Origin of the sequence: Brevundimonas sp., from assembly GCF_965227765.1 — a bacterium.
Lineage (GTDB): Bacteria > Pseudomonadota > Alphaproteobacteria > Caulobacterales > Caulobacteraceae > Brevundimonas.
Genome location: NZ_OZ245778.1, coordinates 2,123,258 through 2,138,921, shown reverse-complemented (window position 1 = coordinate 2,138,921; position 15,664 = coordinate 2,123,258). Strand labels below are relative to the sequence as shown.

Here is a 15,664-nt window from a genome sequence, read left to right as displayed (position 1 = left end):
GCGATCATGATGAGAATCTGGCGGCCTGTCATGGCCGCGGTGCTGGTGCTCGCCTGGTTTTCAGGCGAGGCGGGCGCCCAGACACGGCCTCTCTCGGTCGAGGACATCGTCTCGACCGAGGCTTTCGGGCGGGCATCGCTCTCTCCCGACGGGCGATGGGCGCTTTATGAGCGGCGGGGCGCCTATGACACGGCGCCCCGCTTCGATCGGGGGCCGCGATCCCAGTGGGCCATCACCGACCTGCGGGTCGTGGATCTCGAGGCCGCGACCGCCGCTTCCGAACGGCTGCTTCCGGGCGAGCCGCCGGGATTGATCCGGGGAGACTGGTCGCCCTCCGGCGCCCGGCTGCTGGTCTATCGGCTGCAGTCGGACCGTCTCGAGGTCGGGATCGTCACCCTGGCGAGCCGGTCAGTGACATGGACCGGACTTGCCGCCGAGATGCCGATGACCGGGGCTTCGGCCCAGTGGGCATCGGACGACCGTGTCGTGCTGCTGGCCCGCGAGGACGGCAGTCTGCCATGGCTGATCCGCTACTATGGCGCCAGCCAAACCGAAACCTCTGCGGCCTGGCGGCGGACCGCCGACGGCCGGGAGGCGTCCCGCACCGTCATGGAGGCCGACAGGGGCGTGGTCGTCGACCAGCCGGCGACGGACCAGGTCCTGGTCCTCCTTGACGCCCGTAATGGTGATCAGCGCGTCCTGGCCAGGGGGCGGATCCGCGACTTCGCCCTGTCTCCGGACGTCAAAACCCTGGCCCTGGTCAGGTCAGGCCCGTCCTTGCCGGTCCGTCCCGATGTCATCGTCCAGTCGGACATGCCGGATCGGGGCCGGCTCAGCCTCCTCGATCTCGGCGGAGGGGCGGAGAGGCCGGTGGAGGGGGACCTGGATGTCGCGCCCCATCTCCTCAGGTGGCGGCGGGATTCGCTCGCCCTCCTCGTCTGGGGGCGAAGGGATGGGCAGGCCTGGGGTGACGGGCGTCTTGTGGCCGTGTCTCCGGACGGCGCGACGACGGCGCTGGCGAGCGACCGGCTGCAGCCCCGGCCGGCGGGATCCGACATCGACAGTCTTCGCGGGGTGCAGGCCGACTGGCTGGGCGACGCCGCCATCCTCTACGCCCGACAGCCGGACGGGGCGCGGTTCGACTGGTATCTCCTGGGGGGCGGAGCCCCGCTCGCCCTGACCGCACGCCTTTCCCTCGCGCCGTCCCGCCTCGCCGCGATCGACGGGGACGCGGCCTATGCGGTCGCCGACGGCGGGGTCTGGCGAATGGAGGCTTCGGGTTTGCGGCGCGTGGCTTCGTCCGTCGAGGGCGTGCGGGAAGTGATCATCGGCGACATCGAAAAGCCCCTGCGCCTGCGTCTCAACGATGCGCCCCGCCGGGCCTGGGTCGCGACTACGGACGGGCGCGGCGGTCTGGAGATCCTGACCGGCGAGGGGGAGGCGGCGCCGCTCTGGCGCGGAGACGAGGCCGACCAGGTGCTTGCCGTCTCGCCAGCCGCCGCCCTGACCGTATCGGCCGAGGGCCTGGTGGAGACACTCGCCCTGCGCACGGCGGAAGGGGTTCGACCGGTCGATCAGGTGAATGCGGACCTCGCAGAGGTCGTCCTTCCCAAGCCCGTCCGGCTCGACCATCTCGACGCGTTCGGCCGCCCGGCGCAGAGCTGGCTCTTCCTGCCGGAGGGCCGGACAGCCGCTTCGGTGCGAGGGTTGGTCCTGGAGGTCTATCCCGGTTCCGTGGACTCCGGCGCATGGAGCGGTCCCCTCTCCCTGACCTATAGTCTGCGGGCCGCGGTGCTCGCCGGCGCGGGCTTTGCGGTGTTGAGCCCGGCCATGCCCACCGGACACAAAGAGTTGGCGACGGCCGACGACCATGTTCGCAGCGTCGATCTGGCCGTCGACGCGGCCCTGGCCGCCTATCCAGAGTTGCCGGGAGACCGGATCGCCGTCGCCGGCCACAGTTTCGGGGGCGGGGTGGCGCTCGCGATCGCGACGCGCTCGACCCGCTACCGGTCCTATATCGCCTGGGCGGGGACGGCGGAGATGGCGTCCAAATGGGGTGAGTTCATTCCGGTCACGCGCCTGTTGGCTGAGGACCGTCACATGATGCGCAACCAGCAGGGTTGGGTGGAGGTCGGGCAGGGGGCGATCGGCGCCCCGCCCTGGGCGGACCCACAGGCCTATGTCGACAAGAGCCCGATCTTCACCGCGAACCGGATCACCGCGCCCGTCATGCTGATCTCCGCCGACCGGGATTTCGTGCCTGTCTCACAGGCTGAGCAGATGTTCAGCGCCCTGTACCGACTGGGCGGGCGGGTCAGGCTGGTGACCTACTGGGGCGAGGAGCATTCGCTCTGGAGCCCCGCCAATATCCGGGACGTCTATGCGCAGATCTTCGACTGGCTCGATCTCACCCTGGCTCAGTCCCCTGTCAGTCCCGACGGCCCAGCCGAGCTTCCCAGACCCTGACCCAGGCCTCGAACACCGCGGCGATCATGATCTCCCCATAGGCGCCGCGCCACATCAGGCTCTCACGGGTGAGCAGGTCATCGGCAGCCGCCCGGTCCAGGATTCCCCGGGCGGCCAGGCGACCGTCGAGGAGCCAGGGCCGGAGGAAGGGCAGGCTGTCGAGGATCATCCGGCCGTAGATGCAAGTCAGGTCGCCCTTGGACCGGCGGTCCAGGATCGCCTTCGGCAGCCGATCGGCGAAGGCCTGACGGGCCAGCCCCCGGTCACGCCCGCCGACGGTCATCATCGGCGTCGGAATCGTCAGACAGGCCTCGACGACGGGTTGGGCGCACAGCGGATGAAGGACATCGATCACCTCGGTCTGTAGTGACGGGCCGTGACGGGAAATATTGTCGATGGCGGCGGCGATCTGGAAGGTCTTGCCGGGGCCGAAGATCTCGGCTCCGTCGAGCCAAGGATGGATCGCCGGGGCGTCGACGGCCGGGCGCAGCAGTCCCGTATCGCGCGTTGGGCGGCGCGGCCCGGTGCGGCCAAAGGCGCGGGCCTCTCGGACCAGGGTCCAGACCGACACCTCGTTGCCGCGCGCCAGCGGAACGACGTCGCCGGAGCCCAGGGCCCGCCAGCGCTTCTGAAGCCAGAGATCGGTGAAGACGTCGCCGGTCGCCGCCTGGACCAGGATGCCGTCGCCTCCCTTGCCGGTCATGATCGCCCCGGCCCCTGTGGCGGGGACCCGTTGGGCCCAGTCCAGGTCATGATGCATGTCGAGCGCGTTCAGACCCGGGCGGACGCCGCCCGAAATCCGCTCCAGCAGGGCTTCCGTCACCGTGCCGACCGCCAGAGGGACGCTCTGGGGGGCGATACCGAGCTTCGTCGCGAGCGCGGCGACGAACCGCCTCTCATCGGATTCCGGCGTGGCGCCGTGGGCGTTGAACCAGCCCCTGATGCTGGCCGGCGCGCCGTGGACCAGGCTGGCGGCGACGATGCTGGAATCCAGTCCACCCGACACCTCGGCGGCCAGCCCCTCAGGGAGACCGGCGAGCCCCCTGACCGCCTCATCAAGGCTCGAGCGCAGCAGGGTCTCAGCCTCCGTCTGGTCCAGGGCGCGGTCTCGTCCCCGTCTGGCGAAGGCGATGGGTGACCAGATGCTTTGCGCCGCCAGATCGAGCGGCAGGGGCTGGATGGTTCCGGGGGCGACCGTGGTGGGGCCAAGAAGGGGAATGTCGCCCGAGGCGGCAAGCGGATCCCTCAGCGCCATCTCCAGAGCGGTGAAATCGATCCGCCAGTCGGGCTTGAAGAATTCGACGAGCCATCGGGGAAGGGTGGAGGTCACAATGGTCACGCCGTCCTGGACCCAGGCGATGGCTTCGACGGCGCCCGATGGGTCTCGGAGAATGTTGCAGATGCCGCCTTGCCCGGAGATCTGGACGCCGACGTAGCGTCCCCACACCCTGGCCACGAGCTTGCGCTCAAACAGATAGGGGTCGTCCTCAGTAACCGAGGGCATTATGGGGCGATGGCGATCGAAGACATCGCCGATCAGCATCCAGGATCCGATCGCCAGGACCTTGGGGGGATGGGGTCCGGTCGCCGCCATCCAGGCGAAGCGGCCGAGCGGCAGGGTCTGGCTGGCGTGAGTTCCGGCCAGCCGTTTCACCTCATTCGAAAGGGTTTCGGCGCCGGGGTGGTCGGGATCATAGCTTACAGCCAGATAGGCGCCCATCACACGACCATGATGCCAGTGTAGGCCTGGACACGGCCCAGGGTGTCGCCGACGACCCGGTCGCCGACCTGGATCCAGCAGTGGGCGCCGAACGGCCAGGTGCGAACGCCGAAGACCCAGTCGCATGCAAAGCCCTGGCGCGTCAGAAGGCGTCTGAGCTGAAAGGACCGCTGCAGGCACTCGCCCTCGCCGGGGACCCAGGGCAGGATGGCCTCATAGGCGGCGAGGCATCTTGCAAGCCGGGCTTCATCCAGGGGCTCGGATATCGGTCCGCCGCCAGACGACTGGATGAGCTGCCTGAAGGTCTTGCCGCGAAAGGCCAGTGTCGCCGTGGCGAGGACGGCCAGGGTTCTGGCCATTTCAAACAGGGCGGGCCGTTCTGCAGCTTGGATCCGGCCGTGGGGCGCGGCCGGACGGCGGTCGAGGGTCTCCGGCTTCGACGACGAGGCCAGGCCGGCCTCGATCAGCTGCTCCGCCTGCTCTTGCCCGGGCGCGATCAGGACGCAGGTGTCCGGCCGCAGCCAGTCGCCCGCGTCCGGAAGGCAGGCATATTCGTCGGCGTCCACGCACAGAACGACAAGGTCCTCGTGGACGCGGGCGAAAAAGACGCCCTCGGCGGGCCAGATCTCTCTGGTCATGACAGTGATGTGCATCTGATCGCCAGGGCCATCGGCGTCAGCCGAGCGCGTCCGGCGTGCGGTTGGGAGTCAGGCCGAGCTCGAGGAACGGTCCGTCGATCCCCTTGGTGAGGCGGGTGGCGCGGCCGAGCACGAGCAGTCGATGTCCGAAGAAGGTCATTGGGTCGTCTCCGAGATGAGGGGGAAACCGGATCGCGGGCGACCGGCGTCGCCGGCCGCCCGCGGCCTTGTTCAGCCGGCCGGGGTGCGGCTCTTGATGATGCCCAGTTCGAGGAAGGGTCCATCGAAGCCGTCGCGGGTCAGGGTCCTGGCGCTGCCGAAGCTGACGAGGCGGAGCGTGTTTGCAGTGGTCATCACAGTCTCTCCTTGGTTGATCGCCACGGATGTGGCGCAACCAGTGAGCGCGCAGACCCCGCGGCAGCCAAGCTATATCTGGAGTATATTCAGGCCCTAACAGGCCTATATTCCGCTAGCGCCCAGGCCTGGGCCGTCTGGCGTTGAGATCGTTGACGCCTTTCTCCAGCCAGTCTGCAGCGGGGTCGCCGCCGCCCAGGGACGCCGCCAGCTCCGAGAACATGCGGATGACGGCGTTGGCGAGGGTTCGGCTGTCCAGGGCCTGGATACGGTCCCCCATGAGGTCGTTGAAATTCTTCACCCCGACCGTGACGATGGTGCTCATCTGGTTGTCGCAGGCCCGCAGGGCGTAGGCCGGAGACCCTATGGCCACGGCGTGGAGAATGGCCTGGGGGTCGCTCCGCGTGACCGCCGCGAACCGATAGATCTGTTCGAGGTTCATCCGCTTCATTCCCGCTTCGAACCTCTGGTAGGTTCTCAGCGGCATATGCATGCCTGCGGCCACCTCGCCCGGGCTCATGGCCCGGTGCAAACGGATACGCTTCAGACCTTCCGACAGGACCGCGCCGTCCCAGGAGGCGGAAGCCGTCTGTTCGTTCATGGGAGCTCCCGGGCAGGCTGACGATCGAAGATCCATGGTGGGATCAGACTGTCGCCGGATCAACGCCTGCGTGTAGGGTTGCGAACAGAAACCTCCGGGTGCGCCATTTTGTGGCGCGCGTCGCGCCTCTAACCGGCGCGGTCTGGACGAAATGCGGCGCAGCGCACCGGCCACGCTTCACAACCCATTGGCGAGAGAGGCTGTGCGCTCATAGTACGGCTTTTTTCCGGGAGGGCCTCGTGAGCCGAAAGCGCGATCCTTTCACCCTTGCCCTCGAGAGCTTGCGGTCGCGGGCGGAAGAGGGGGTCTATGCGCCGGGCGCGCCCGTCATCATTATCGAGGAGGCCCGACGCCTCAGCCTCTCGACAACGCCGGTTCGAGAAGCGCTCGGATGGCTCTGCGGCTACGGCTTGATGGAGCGAGGCGCTCTGGGCGGGTTTCTGGCCCCCCGGCTTGATCCCGCGCTTGTCCGCGATCGACTGGCGTTTCGGCTGCACTGTCTCGCCACGGCGGTGAATGGCGCCGGACAGGCCCATCGCGCGCGCAACACCGGCCCTGCGCCCGACCGGGTTCGACTGAGTCTGGCGGATCATCTTCTGCGCGCCGTTCAGGAGACAGGCAACGCCGCGCTCATTGACGCCTATCAGAGAGTCAACAGCCAGCTGATCCAGCTCGCACCGGCGGAGCGAAGGCTCTTCGTGGATATCGACGCCGAAGCCGAAGCTCTGGTGTCTCTGTTCGAAGGTCCTCCCGGCGGCGGTCTGCCGGAGGCGCTGACGGCCTATCATCACCGCCGAATGGAGGCCGCGCCGCTGCTGGTCATCGAAACCAAGTCAGGGCGCAGCCCTCCGCCCGGGGAGGTTTGAGATGCGCGCCCGGCTCCTCGGCGCCACCGTCGGTCTGGTCCTGGGCCTGCAGGGCGCTAGCCAGGCCTTCGCCTGGATTTACAATTGGGATGACGCGCTGGGGGTAGGGTTTCCTGTCGGACGGCGAGCGGTGGTTTATCCGCCGTGGGCCATACTCGCCTGGAAGTCGGAGTTCGGGACAGAGGCGCAGGCCGCCGTCGCACGCAGTGCGCCCCTCGTCATGCTCGGAGCCGTCCTGGGCCTGGGGATCGGGACGGTGCTGGAGGGCGACGGGCGGGCGAAACGCATCCGCGGCTGGGGCGGGTTGAGGGAGGCCCGCGAGGCCGGTCTTCTCGCCCGGGCGGGCGCCGTCATCGGGGTGATGGACGGCCGGCTACTCGCCACGACGGACCTGCGGCCCACGCTCGTGACGGGCGGCACGCGCAGCGGCAAGGGCCGGGGACATGTGACGCCGACCCTGTTGTCCTGGCCCGAAAGCGTCCTCGTCCATGATCCCAAGCGGGAACTGTGGTCTGTGACGGCCGGGTGGCGTGCGCGCTTCTCCCACGCCCTGTATTTCGATCCGCGCGATCCGGCGTCGGCGCGCTGGAACCCGCTGTCGGAGATCCAGCCTGGGCCGGGCGAACTGGCGCAGGTGCAGCGGCTGGTGGCGATCCTGTCGGACCCGGGCGGGGCGCGCGACGACGAGGCGATCTGGGACAAGGCGGCCTCGGAGATCCTTGAGGCGGTCATCTTGCACGTCCTCTACACGGCGGACGATCGCGACAAGACCCTGCTCAAGGTGCGCGAGCTGCTCGCCGATCTCGATGACGCCGCCGACGTCATGGTCAAGACCCTGCATCGTCCCGGCGCGGGCGGCGAGCCCGAGACCCATCCCTTCATCCGGACGGCGGTCAAGGGCTACGCGGCCATGCATGATCGGTTCAGGACATCCGTCCAGGGCACGGCGCGATCCTATCTCAAATGGCTGGCGGGCGAGGATCTGGAGCGGGTGCTGTCGGCCTCCGACTTCGCCATGGGCGACCTGATGTGCGCCGAGGCGCCGGTGTCCCTCTTCGTGCAGGTCGCGCCCGCCGATGCGGCGGCGCTTCGCCCGCTCGTCCGGTTGCTGTTCTACGCCGCGGCGCAATCCTTGACGGCTGAGGAAAAGCGCGACGCCACCGGCCGGGAGAAGCACCACAAGCTGCTGATGGTGATGGACGAGTTCCCGTTGCTCGGCCGTCTGGCCTTCTTCGAGAAGTCGCTGCGACTGATGAGCGGCTATGGGGTCAAGGCGATGTTCGTGGCCCAGTCGCTCAATGACATCGTCGAGACCTATGGTCCGCACAACACCATCCTCGACAACTGCGCCGTCTACACCGCCTTCTCCGCGCTCGACCCCCTGACGCAGGACAAGGTCTCCAAACTCACCGGCACGGTGACGGAGACGCGAACCAGCCGCAGCGGACCGGCGCTGCTGGGCTCGGGTCGCAGTTCGGTGTCACGCACCGAGACGGAGCGGCCCCTGCTGGAGCCGGGCGAGATCAGGGCCCTTCCGGACGACCAGCAACTGATGTTCGTCGCCGGCCATCGGCCGCTGCGCACGGACAAGCTTCTCTACGACAGGCGCGAGCCGTTCCGGAGCCGGGCCAAACTCCCGGCTCCTGATCAGGCGGCGGGGATCGACGTCCCGCCCCGGCGACCCCACCCCTGGGCCGGCCGCCGAAGCCTGGGGGAGGACGCCGAGGCCGCGCTGCCCCTGTTCAAGGAGGTGGCGGCGGCGATGGACGACAAGAAGGTCGCCGCCCGCGCCGTCGAAATCTTCGGCCGGGTCAGTCAGGAGATGGCCGCCCAGGAGGCCGCCCTCAACGCATTGCAAGGATTGGGACATGCCCAGGACTAACCCGCCGGCCATCCGCGTGCAGGTGTATCTGGCCGACCCCAGGGTCGCCAAGGCGCTGGACCGTGAGGCCCGTGCGGCCCGCATACCCCTGAGCCAGGCGGCGGGCCGGGTCATCGCCAGAGGATTGCAGCGCTCGCCCCAGGCCGATCCGGAGGACCGCTTGCTGCGACTTGACCGGTCGCTGCGCGATCACATGCGATCCACTGCGCGCGACATGCAGATCATCCAGGAGCTGATGGTCGAGGTGGCGCGCGCCTTCTTCCTTCGTCTTCCCGACGCGCTCGTCGACGAGACCCCGACCGTGCAGGCCGCGGTCGACCGGCGGATCGAGCGGCTTCTCGACGCGACGGCGGCCCGGATCGTCGCGGGCGGCGCCCGGACCGAAGAGGCGCGGCGGGCGCCGGAGGAAGGTCGCTCGTTCGATCCGACCGCCTGATGGCGGTCCATCCGATCGTCGCGGAGCGCAAGCTGGAGGCCCTGCGCCATGCCCTGGGCCCCATCGTTCTCGCCGCCCTCGAAGAGCCGGCCGTGGTCGAGATCCTGGCCAACCCCGACGGCCGACTGATCCTCGACCGCAGCGGGGCGGGCCGGTCGGACACGGGTGAGACCCTGGCCCCGGAGGCGCGCGAGCGCGCCATCAAACTCATCGCGGACTATGTCGGAGAGGGGGTGGCGCGGGAGGATCCGCGATTGTCGGGGGTCCTGCCGGGTACGGGCGAGCGGTTCCAGGGTCTGTTGCCGCCCGTCGTGTCGGCCCCGGCCTTTTCCATACGCAAGCGGCCGGCGGTGATCTGGGGTCTGGACGACTATGTCAGGGCCGGGACGATGACGCCGGGCCAGGCGGCGGTGCTCCGGCAGGCCGCCGAGGATCGCCACAACATCATGATCTCGGGCGGCACGGGGTCAGGCAAGACCACTCTGGCCAATGCTGTTCTCGCGGAGCCGGCCTTCGCCGAGGACAGGGTGTTCCTGATCGAGGATACGCCAGAGCTGCAATGCTCGGCCTGGGACGTCGTGTCGGTCCTGACGCGAAGGGCGCCGATCTGTATCGGCGTCGTCGATCTTGTCAGAGACGCGCTGCGGATGAGGCCGGACCGGATCGTCGTCGGGGAGATGCGTGACGGCGCCGCCGCCCTGGAGACGTTGAAGAGCTGGAACACCGGCCATCCCGGGGGCCTGTCGACCATTCACGCCAACTCCGTCGACGACGTGCTCAGGCGGATCGAGGATCTGACCGCGGAAGTCAGCGCCAACCCATCGCGCCGGGCCATTGGCCAGGCCATCGACCGGATCGTCCACATCTCGCGAACCTCGAGCGGACGCCAGGTCGAGGCGATCCTGGCGGTCGACGGCTATAGGGACGACGCCTACCAGCTTCGCCGACTGGGTTGAGCGGGATCAGCCGAGGCTCAGGGTCTTGGGCGGGCGGATTCGCCGGAAGCGGGCTTCGATGAAGGCGAAGGCGCCGAAGGCGATGAAGCCGAGTGCCGTCACGCCAACCAGCCAGCCGCCGCCCGGTTGTTGGCGAATGGCCTCGAGCGAGGATCCGAAGCTGCGAACCTCGGCGGCGCGGGCGTGCCAGCCGGCGATCAGGACGAACACGCCGAGGGGCAGATAGGCGGCGCCGCGCACCGTATATCCGACGCGCGCCAGCAGGCAGAGCCGCCGGCGCCAATGTTCGGAACAGCTCAACGCCTCGCCGAAGTCCACCCGCAGACCGGTGACGATATTGCCGACGCCGACGCCCAGGACGACCAGACCGACGAGCATCAGGACGATGTCGCCGAACGGCAGGCCCAGCAGGATGGCGGCCTTCGCCTGGTTCTCGGCGATGTCTTCGGCCGCCATCCTCGGGCCGACCTCATCCAGCAGTTCGAACACCCCGGCCGCAAGGAGGGCGTAGACCAGGCCGCTGACGGCCTGTCCCAGGCGCGTCGCCGCGCCGCGCCAATCGCGACCCTCGTGATCCGCATCCCAGACCGCCTGGAGGACGCGCCAGGCGACGAACGCCCACAGGCCGAGGCCGAGCAGGATGAGCCAGAGACGCCCGAACGGCTGGGATGCGAGCCAGGGCGCCACGCCCTGCGATCCGAGGGTCTGTCCGCCCAGACCCGAAGCCGAGGCGAGCATGAGCAGGCCGACCGAGAGATAGACGAAACCCCGGGCTCCATAGCCGGCGCGCGCGGCCATGGCCGTCCAGGCCCGGACGCCTTCGGGCTTGCGGCGCCGGCGGCTGCGCAAGGCTGTGAGGTTTGCCTGGAGGCGCGACAGGACCGCAGCGGGCGCACGGGAGGTCAAGACGCGAACCTGATCAGCTCAGGCTGCACGCCACGCATGACGAAGCCGCCGACGTCGCCGCCGGCGGCTCCGACATCCGGTCTTCCGGTGAGGCTCAGTCGGTCGCCTTGTGGACAGCGTCCTTGGCCTTGCCGAAGGTCTCCTTGGCCGCGCCGGCCGCGCGATCGCCGAGGCCGTCCGCAACCAGCTTGTTGTCGCCGATCGCCTTGCCGACGCCTTCCTTGGCTTCGCCAATGTGTTTCTGGGCGGCGCCTTCGATGCCTTCCTTGCTCATGATCGTCTCTCCTGTCGGCCTTGCCGACGATACGTCCCTCGGGAGCGAATGGCGGGCTGTGGGAAAGCTCGAAATGTGTGTGTGTTCCGCACGCCGCCGCATCGAGCCTCCCTTCCGCGCCCCAAGTCATGGCGCTTTCCGCGCGAACAGGACCGGCGCCTCCGACAGTCGGGTCGTATAGGCCGGGCTTCGCATGTCCGCCTTCAGCATCCAGGCGCGCCTGACGCCGGTGCTCGCGGGAAACAGAGCGCCTCGGCCATAGCGCCCGCTGAGCGCGTCCAGCGCGACCATGAGGGCGTCACGCCGGGGGTCGGCGACATCAATCAGAGCCTTGGGCGCCTGGTCTGGCCGCAGCAGACCTTCCAGGATGACACCGGCCTTGGCGTAGCGGAATCCGTCGGCCCACAGCCGGCGCGTGACAGTCGACGCTGTCCGCACCAGTTCGAGCGTGTCCGCGGTCGGTTCGCGGAGCCGCCCCAGGCCGCTGACGGATCGTTTCGGGCCGTCGCGGAATTCGCCGGTGTGGAAGAAGACGGTCAGGTGGGGCGCCAGCACCCCGTGCCGCCGTAGCTTCTCTCCGGCGCGGGCGGCGTAGAAGGTCGTGGCCTGCAGCATGTCGGCGAGGGTGGTGACCGGCTCGCCGAAGGACCGCGTCACGGCGATGCCTTTGCGGACAGGCGGCGTCAGTTCGAGGTCCTGGCATCTCACCCCGTTCAGCTCGCGGACAAGGCGCTCGCCCGTGACGGTCAGGAGCGCGCGTGCGAGGGAGGGCTCGAGCAGTCGCAGGTCCGCGGCCGTATGGACGCCGATCGTCGCCAGCTTCGCCCTCGAGGCCCGGCCGACGCCCCAGACGTCCGCCGCCTCGACCAGGGGCAGGAGCCGATCCTGTTCGGCGCGGGCGGTAAGGTCGCAGACCCCATCGAGCTCGGGCCGTGTCTTGGCCAGATGGTTGGCCACCTTGGCGAGGACTCGCGTGGGTCCCAGGCCGACGCAGGTCGGGATGCCCGTCCAACGACGCACGGTCCGCCGCATGCGGCGGGCATGCGCGGCCGGCTCGGGCAGGCCGGTGAAGTCCAGAAAGCTCTCGTCGATCGAATAGATCTCGACCTCGTCGGCGAAGGCCCGGTAGACCTCGTTCACCCGTCGGCTCATGTCGCCATAGAGGACGTAGTTGGACGACCGGGCGACGACTCCATGGGCTTTGCAGAAGTCGCGGATCTTGAACCAGGGGGCGCCCATGGGAATGCCCAGGGCCTTGGCCTCCGAGGTCCGGGCGATGGCGCAGCCGTCGTTGTTGGACAGGACGATGATGGGCCGGCCTTCGAGCGCCGGCTCGAACACACGCTCACAGCTGCAGTAGAAGCTGTTGGCGTCGGACAGGGCGTAGACCGTCTCGTTCATCTCGGCGGGGGCCGATGCGGCGTGAGGGACCAGGTGATGACGCCCCAGATCAAGGCTTCGGAGGTCTCATCCAGAACCAGGGGCGTCATGGCCACGTCCGCGAAATCCAGCGCCAGGCGGCCGCTCGGGAGACGCAGCACGCGCTTGGCGCTGGGCAGGCCGTCGATCACGGCGACCACCACATCGCCCGCCTTGGGCACGAGAGAGCGGTCGACCACGACATAGTCGCCGTCATGAATTCCCGCGCGCACCATGCTGACCCCGGAGACCCGCCAGATGAAGGTCGCGGTCGGGTTGGTGACGATCAGCGTCGAGGGATCGAGGGCGTCTTCGACGTAGTCGTCGGCGGGGGAGGGGAAGCCGGCGCAGAGCCGCACGCCCATGAAGGGCACCGGCACGACCTGGCGCAGCCGGGCGACGGGCGTCATTCCAGCAGGCAGGGTCATCTAGAACCAGAGCTTCAGGGCGTCCGCCGAGATCGGTCCCTCCCGGGCGCTGCTGTTCCGGGTGTAGCTGACCCGCGCTTCACGGGATCCGCAATGGCATCGAAATCGCGAGGATCGTCCCTCGGTCGGCCAGTTCCGGGCCCCGCCAAACAGGGGACGGGGATCGAGCAGGGCCGCCCGGTCGCAGCCGGGCCGATCGCAGGCGACGATCATTCGGCGCCCGTGCTCGGGCTCTACGTCTTCCCGCGGGCGGCGGGGCGCGTTGGGGTCCGGCATCTCACTGGACCCGGGACGAACAGCCCAGGGCCTTGAGCTGGAGGCTGGCGGCGGACGCCAGGATCGCGCCCGGCGCACAGGCCTCCACGCGGTCCAGGACAAGTCGCGCTGCACCCGACGGATCGGCCAGTTTGCCGAGTTCTGCATCGAGCTCGGCCAGCATGGCCGCCAAGGGTCCGTCGTTCATGTCTCACTCTCCAGATTGCCGACCCGTCGAGCCTTGTGCCTCCGCCTGCCGCGCAACGGCAAGTCAATTGTTCTCTCTTTGTTCTGTTATCGACAGGTTCGGTGAAACCCGGGGCGCGAGCGGCTCAATCGCGCAACAGCATCCGTGTGGCGGTGTCGGCGCGGGGCCGGGAGGGCGGCAGCCGGCGCTCCAGCTCAGCGAGGACGTGAACTAGTATCGGCGGGCCGACTCCACCGTCGCAGCCAGAATGGTCGCGGATCGGCCGGGCCCCACCAGCGTTTTGCGCTGGGGATTGCATCCGACGTGGAGACGATCATGACGACCAAGCGCCGGAGCGTCGCTTCAAGGGGCGGTCTGAGAGCGGCGAGCGCGAAGGCGTCAACACCGCCGGTCACGCCGGACGGCCGCTACATCGTCGTGCGCGGCCGCCTGTGGCGGCGATCCAACCCCGGCTTGCCGGAGCCGCGTCGCCTGGCCCTGGTGGAGGAACTCATGGAGGCGCGCCGAGCCGTACGCGACGCCCTGAAATCGGAGGCGGACGGGGCGCTGGCGGCGGCCCGAAGGCGCGTCGACGCCGCCAAGGTCGGGCTTGGCGAGCGCGGTCCGGTCTGGTGGACCGACGGGACCGCGGACCTGAACCGCCATATGGCGCGAAACACCCCCTATGCGGATTGGTTCGCCGGCCTCGAGGCCGCCGAGGAACCCGCGAGCGGCTCCGAACATAGGGGCCGGCGGGCCAGACGTCCGTCCGGAGGCGCCTGAGCCATGGCTGACGAGAGCGGATCGTCCCCTGTCCGCACGAAGCCGCGCTGAACCTTGCCCAAGGCGAGGCGGGGTCCGGGCGCCAGATGTGGAACCTGCGGCCAGTCCCTGTTTCAGGGCGGGCCGGTCGATCTCACAGCCGCCGGTCTCGAGCGCCACGCCATGAAAGCAGATCCGCCCGTGGTGATCGACTTCTGGGCCGCCGCGACTGATCGAGACAGCGCGGTCGGCCAGACCCGCCGCCGCCCCACGCGGAGCCGGCGTTCGCGACACCCCCTGTCGAACCCACCGGCGTCGAAACCCCTGAGGGGAACGATAAGCAGGGTTCCCGGTTAGCCCTGGCTCAATCCATAGGAGTCCAGATATGGCTGACGCCGTTCTCGCCGGAAAAAAGATCGCGGTCCTCGCCACCGACGGTTTCGAGCAGGTCGAACTGACCCAGCCGGTGGAGGCCCTGAAGGCCGCCGGCGCCGAGGTCGAGATTGTCGCGCCCCAGGCCGGCCGCATCCAGGGTTTCAAACACCATGACAAGGGTGACTGGACGTCGGTGGACCGTAAACTGTCCGAGGCCGATGCAGGCGCCTATGCCGGCCTGCTCCTTCCGGGCGGCGTGATCAATCCGGACGCGCTCAGGCTTGAGGAGGACGCCATCGCCTTCATCCGGGCCTTCGTGGACGCCTCCAAGCCGATCGCCGCGATCTGCCATGGGCCCTGGACTCTGATCGACGCGGGCGGGGTTGAGGGGCGTCGCATGACGTCGTGGCCCTCGTTGCGCACCGACCTCACGAACGCGGGAGCCGAGTGGGTTGATGAGGCGGTTGTCGTCGACAACGGCCTGGTCACGTCACGCAAGCCGGACGATCTGCCTGACTTCTGCGCCAAGATGATCGAGGAGTTCGCCGAGGGTCGCCACAAGGTCTGAAGTCAGGGCTGCGTCGACCGGGCGATGACACCGTAAAGTTCCGCCGGGTAACGAGGACTGCCGAACCGTTGAAAGCCTGTGACGGGTCCGGCAGTCCTGTCGCTTCCATGGCCGCGAAGTCTCTCAATGTTTGAGCCTGCTCCCGCCGGCGATTTGGCTGGAAAGCTGACCCGGAAGCCGTCGAGCGTACCCGCTCATTGTGATGCCCAAGCCAATCGATCCAGCCCTGGCGACAGAGCGCAGCCGGGCTTTACGCGGCGAACCGTGGTTCCAACCTGCACGCTCCAGACGTTCGGCGCGCCTGGGTTGGCCGCTGGCTGATCATGGGGTCTCAACGGAGACTGACCATGACCCCCACACCCGAACTCATCCTCGCCTCGCCACCCTCGTCACCGCAGTGTCCAGCCTCGTCTGGACGCTGCGCCGGCGGCGCTAACCCTCAAAGGTCGCGCCGACGGATGGCGCCGATGATCGTCCGGGCCATGGAGATGGCCCGTCGATGTCCGCGGTTGATGAGGCCGCTGTCTCGAAGTCATCAGCCCCGAACGATGGACAGAGCCGGTCCATGCCC

At 68.8% G+C, this 15,664-nt stretch carries 17 protein-coding genes; 7 read left to right on the top strand and 10 right to left on the bottom strand.

Annotation, left to right across the window (positions count from 1 at the left end; genetic code table 11):
- Nucleotides 1-6: 6 nt before the first annotated feature.
- The gene (locus ACO05L_RS10415; RefSeq protein ID WP_421729105.1) at nucleotides 7-2,466 is read left to right on the top strand and encodes an alpha/beta hydrolase family protein; all 2,460 of its coding nucleotides are present in this window, start codon (nucleotides 7-9) and stop codon (nucleotides 2,464-2,466) included.
- On the opposite strand, the gene ACO05L_RS10410 is transcribed toward ACO05L_RS10415, so the two are convergent.
- The 5 genes from ACO05L_RS10410 to ACO05L_RS10390 all read right to left on the bottom strand — a co-directional run bounded on the left by ACO05L_RS10410 (nucleotide 2,429) and on the right by ACO05L_RS10390 (nucleotide 5,779).
- Nucleotides 2,429-4,186, bottom strand: a complete 1,758-nt coding sequence (locus ACO05L_RS10410; protein ID WP_421729104.1) for an asparagine synthase-related protein — start codon at nucleotides 4,184-4,186, stop codon at nucleotides 2,429-2,431. The genes ACO05L_RS10415 and ACO05L_RS10410 overlap by 38 nt on opposite strands.
- Nucleotides 4,186-4,839, bottom strand: coding sequence for a lasso peptide biosynthesis B2 protein (locus ACO05L_RS10405; RefSeq protein ID WP_421729103.1), 654 nt, complete (start codon nucleotides 4,837-4,839; stop codon nucleotides 4,186-4,188). Before ACO05L_RS10405 ends, ACO05L_RS10410 begins: the two co-directional genes overlap by 1 nt.
- 22 nt (nucleotides 4,840-4,861) lie before the next feature.
- Nucleotides 4,862-4,984, bottom strand: a complete 123-nt coding sequence (locus tag ACO05L_RS10400) for a hypothetical protein (RefSeq protein WP_421729102.1) — start codon at nucleotides 4,982-4,984, stop codon at nucleotides 4,862-4,864.
- Between the two features lie 71 nt (nucleotides 4,985-5,055).
- Nucleotides 5,056-5,178: a hypothetical protein gene (locus tag ACO05L_RS10395; protein WP_421729101.1), complete on the bottom strand. Its 123-nt coding sequence runs from the start codon at nucleotides 5,176-5,178 to the stop codon at nucleotides 5,056-5,058.
- 115 nt (nucleotides 5,179-5,293) lie between these two features.
- Nucleotides 5,294-5,779, bottom strand: a complete 486-nt coding sequence (locus tag ACO05L_RS10390; RefSeq protein WP_421729100.1) for a helix-turn-helix domain-containing protein — start codon at nucleotides 5,777-5,779, stop codon at nucleotides 5,294-5,296.
- Nucleotides 5,780-5,877: 98 nt separating this feature from the next.
- Here ACO05L_RS10390 and ACO05L_RS10385 point away from each other — a divergent pair, with 98 nt between their 5' ends.
- Genes ACO05L_RS10385 through trbB form a run of 4 tightly spaced genes read left to right on the top strand, consistent with a single transcriptional unit; the run spans nucleotide 5,878 to nucleotide 9,919 of the window.
- A complete protein-coding gene (locus tag ACO05L_RS10385; protein WP_421729099.1) occupies nucleotides 5,878-6,645 on the top strand; it encodes a hypothetical protein in 768 nt (255 codons plus the stop codon).
- A 1-nt stretch (nucleotide 6,646) separates the two neighbouring features.
- Entirely contained in the window at nucleotides 6,647-8,527 is a 1,881-nt protein-coding gene (locus ACO05L_RS10380) for a type IV secretory system conjugative DNA transfer family protein (protein WP_421729098.1), read from the top strand.
- Nucleotides 8,514-8,963: a hypothetical protein gene (locus ACO05L_RS10375; RefSeq protein WP_421729097.1), complete on the top strand. Its 450-nt coding sequence runs from the start codon at nucleotides 8,514-8,516 to the stop codon at nucleotides 8,961-8,963. The genes ACO05L_RS10380 and ACO05L_RS10375 overlap by 14 nt, the downstream gene beginning before the upstream one ends.
- Nucleotides 8,963-9,919, top strand: coding sequence for a P-type conjugative transfer ATPase TrbB (gene trbB / locus ACO05L_RS10370; protein WP_421729096.1), 957 nt, complete (start codon nucleotides 8,963-8,965; stop codon nucleotides 9,917-9,919). Before ACO05L_RS10375 ends, trbB begins: the two co-directional genes overlap by 1 nt.
- A 6-nt stretch (nucleotides 9,920-9,925) precedes the next feature.
- Here trbB and ACO05L_RS10365 read toward each other — a convergent pair whose 3' ends face one another.
- From ACO05L_RS10365 to ACO05L_RS10345, 5 genes are all read right to left on the bottom strand, one after another.
- Nucleotides 9,926-10,768: a DUF1206 domain-containing protein gene (locus tag ACO05L_RS10365; protein ID WP_421729095.1), complete on the bottom strand. Its 843-nt coding sequence runs from the start codon at nucleotides 10,766-10,768 to the stop codon at nucleotides 9,926-9,928.
- Nucleotides 10,769-10,919: 151 nt separating this feature from the next.
- Nucleotides 10,920-11,099 (bottom strand): CsbD family protein, encoded by a 180-nt coding sequence (locus ACO05L_RS10360; RefSeq protein ID WP_421729094.1) that lies wholly within the window; start codon nucleotides 11,097-11,099, stop codon nucleotides 10,920-10,922.
- Nucleotides 11,100-11,225: 126 nt separating this feature from the next.
- Nucleotides 11,226-12,500 (bottom strand): Y-family DNA polymerase, encoded by a 1,275-nt coding sequence (locus ACO05L_RS10355; RefSeq protein WP_421729093.1) that lies wholly within the window; start codon nucleotides 12,498-12,500, stop codon nucleotides 11,226-11,228.
- Nucleotides 12,497-12,946 carry a LexA family protein gene (locus ACO05L_RS10350; protein WP_421729092.1) on the bottom strand — a complete coding sequence of 150 codons (450 nt, stop codon included), beginning with the start codon at nucleotides 12,944-12,946 and terminating at the stop codon, nucleotides 12,497-12,499. The genes ACO05L_RS10355 and ACO05L_RS10350 overlap by 4 nt, the downstream gene beginning before the upstream one ends.
- A gap of 277 nt (nucleotides 12,947-13,223) precedes the next feature.
- Nucleotides 13,224-13,409: a hypothetical protein gene (locus tag ACO05L_RS10345; RefSeq protein ID WP_421729091.1), complete on the bottom strand. Its 186-nt coding sequence runs from the start codon at nucleotides 13,407-13,409 to the stop codon at nucleotides 13,224-13,226.
- A gap of 315 nt (nucleotides 13,410-13,724) precedes the next feature.
- Between ACO05L_RS10345 and ACO05L_RS10340 the strand changes: the two genes are divergently transcribed.
- On the top strand, nucleotides 13,725-14,171 hold the full coding sequence (locus ACO05L_RS10340) for a hypothetical protein (protein ID WP_421729090.1): 447 nt from the start codon (nucleotides 13,725-13,727) through the stop codon (nucleotides 14,169-14,171).
- A 364-nt stretch (nucleotides 14,172-14,535) separates the two neighbouring features.
- Nucleotides 14,536-15,093 carry a type 1 glutamine amidotransferase domain-containing protein gene (locus ACO05L_RS10335; RefSeq protein WP_421729089.1) on the top strand — a complete coding sequence of 186 codons (558 nt, stop codon included), beginning with the start codon at nucleotides 14,536-14,538 and terminating at the stop codon, nucleotides 15,091-15,093.
- Nucleotides 15,094-15,664: the final 571 nt, after the last annotated feature.

Coding starts and splice junctions, on each gene's coding strand:
- ACO05L_RS10410 (WP_421729104.1), bottom strand. CDS start 4,186: ATGGGCGCCTATCTGGCTGTAAGCTATGATCCCGACCACCCCGGCGCC.
- ACO05L_RS10350 (WP_421729092.1), bottom strand. CDS start 12,946: ATGACCCTGCCTGCTGGAATGACGCCCGTCGCCCGGCTGCGCCAGGTC.
- ACO05L_RS10375 (WP_421729097.1), top strand. CDS start 8,514: ATGCCCAGGACTAACCCGCCGGCCATCCGCGTGCAGGTGTATCTGGCC.
- ACO05L_RS10355 (WP_421729093.1), bottom strand. CDS start 12,500: ATGAACGAGACGGTCTACGCCCTGTCCGACGCCAACAGCTTCTACTGC.
- trbB (WP_421729096.1), top strand. CDS start 8,963: ATGGCGGTCCATCCGATCGTCGCGGAGCGCAAGCTGGAGGCCCTGCGC.
- ACO05L_RS10415 (WP_421729105.1), top strand. CDS start 7: ATGATGAGAATCTGGCGGCCTGTCATGGCCGCGGTGCTGGTGCTCGCC.
- ACO05L_RS10400 (WP_421729102.1), bottom strand. CDS start 4,984: ATGACCTTCTTCGGACATCGACTGCTCGTGCTCGGCCGCGCCACCCGC.
- ACO05L_RS10335 (WP_421729089.1), top strand. CDS start 14,536: ATGGCTGACGCCGTTCTCGCCGGAAAAAAGATCGCGGTCCTCGCCACC.
- ACO05L_RS10395 (WP_421729101.1), bottom strand. CDS start 5,178: ATGACCACTGCAAACACGCTCCGCCTCGTCAGCTTCGGCAGCGCCAGG.
- ACO05L_RS10380 (WP_421729098.1), top strand. CDS start 6,647: ATGCGCGCCCGGCTCCTCGGCGCCACCGTCGGTCTGGTCCTGGGCCTG.
- ACO05L_RS10360 (WP_421729094.1), bottom strand. CDS start 11,099: ATGAGCAAGGAAGGCATCGAAGGCGCCGCCCAGAAACACATTGGCGAA.
- ACO05L_RS10405 (WP_421729103.1), bottom strand. CDS start 4,839: ATGCACATCACTGTCATGACCAGAGAGATCTGGCCCGCCGAGGGCGTC.
- ACO05L_RS10345 (WP_421729091.1), bottom strand. CDS start 13,409: ATGAACGACGGACCCTTGGCGGCCATGCTGGCCGAGCTCGATGCAGAA.
- ACO05L_RS10340 (WP_421729090.1), top strand. CDS start 13,725: ATGACGACCAAGCGCCGGAGCGTCGCTTCAAGGGGCGGTCTGAGAGCG.
- ACO05L_RS10390 (WP_421729100.1), bottom strand. CDS start 5,779: ATGAACGAACAGACGGCTTCCGCCTCCTGGGACGGCGCGGTCCTGTCG.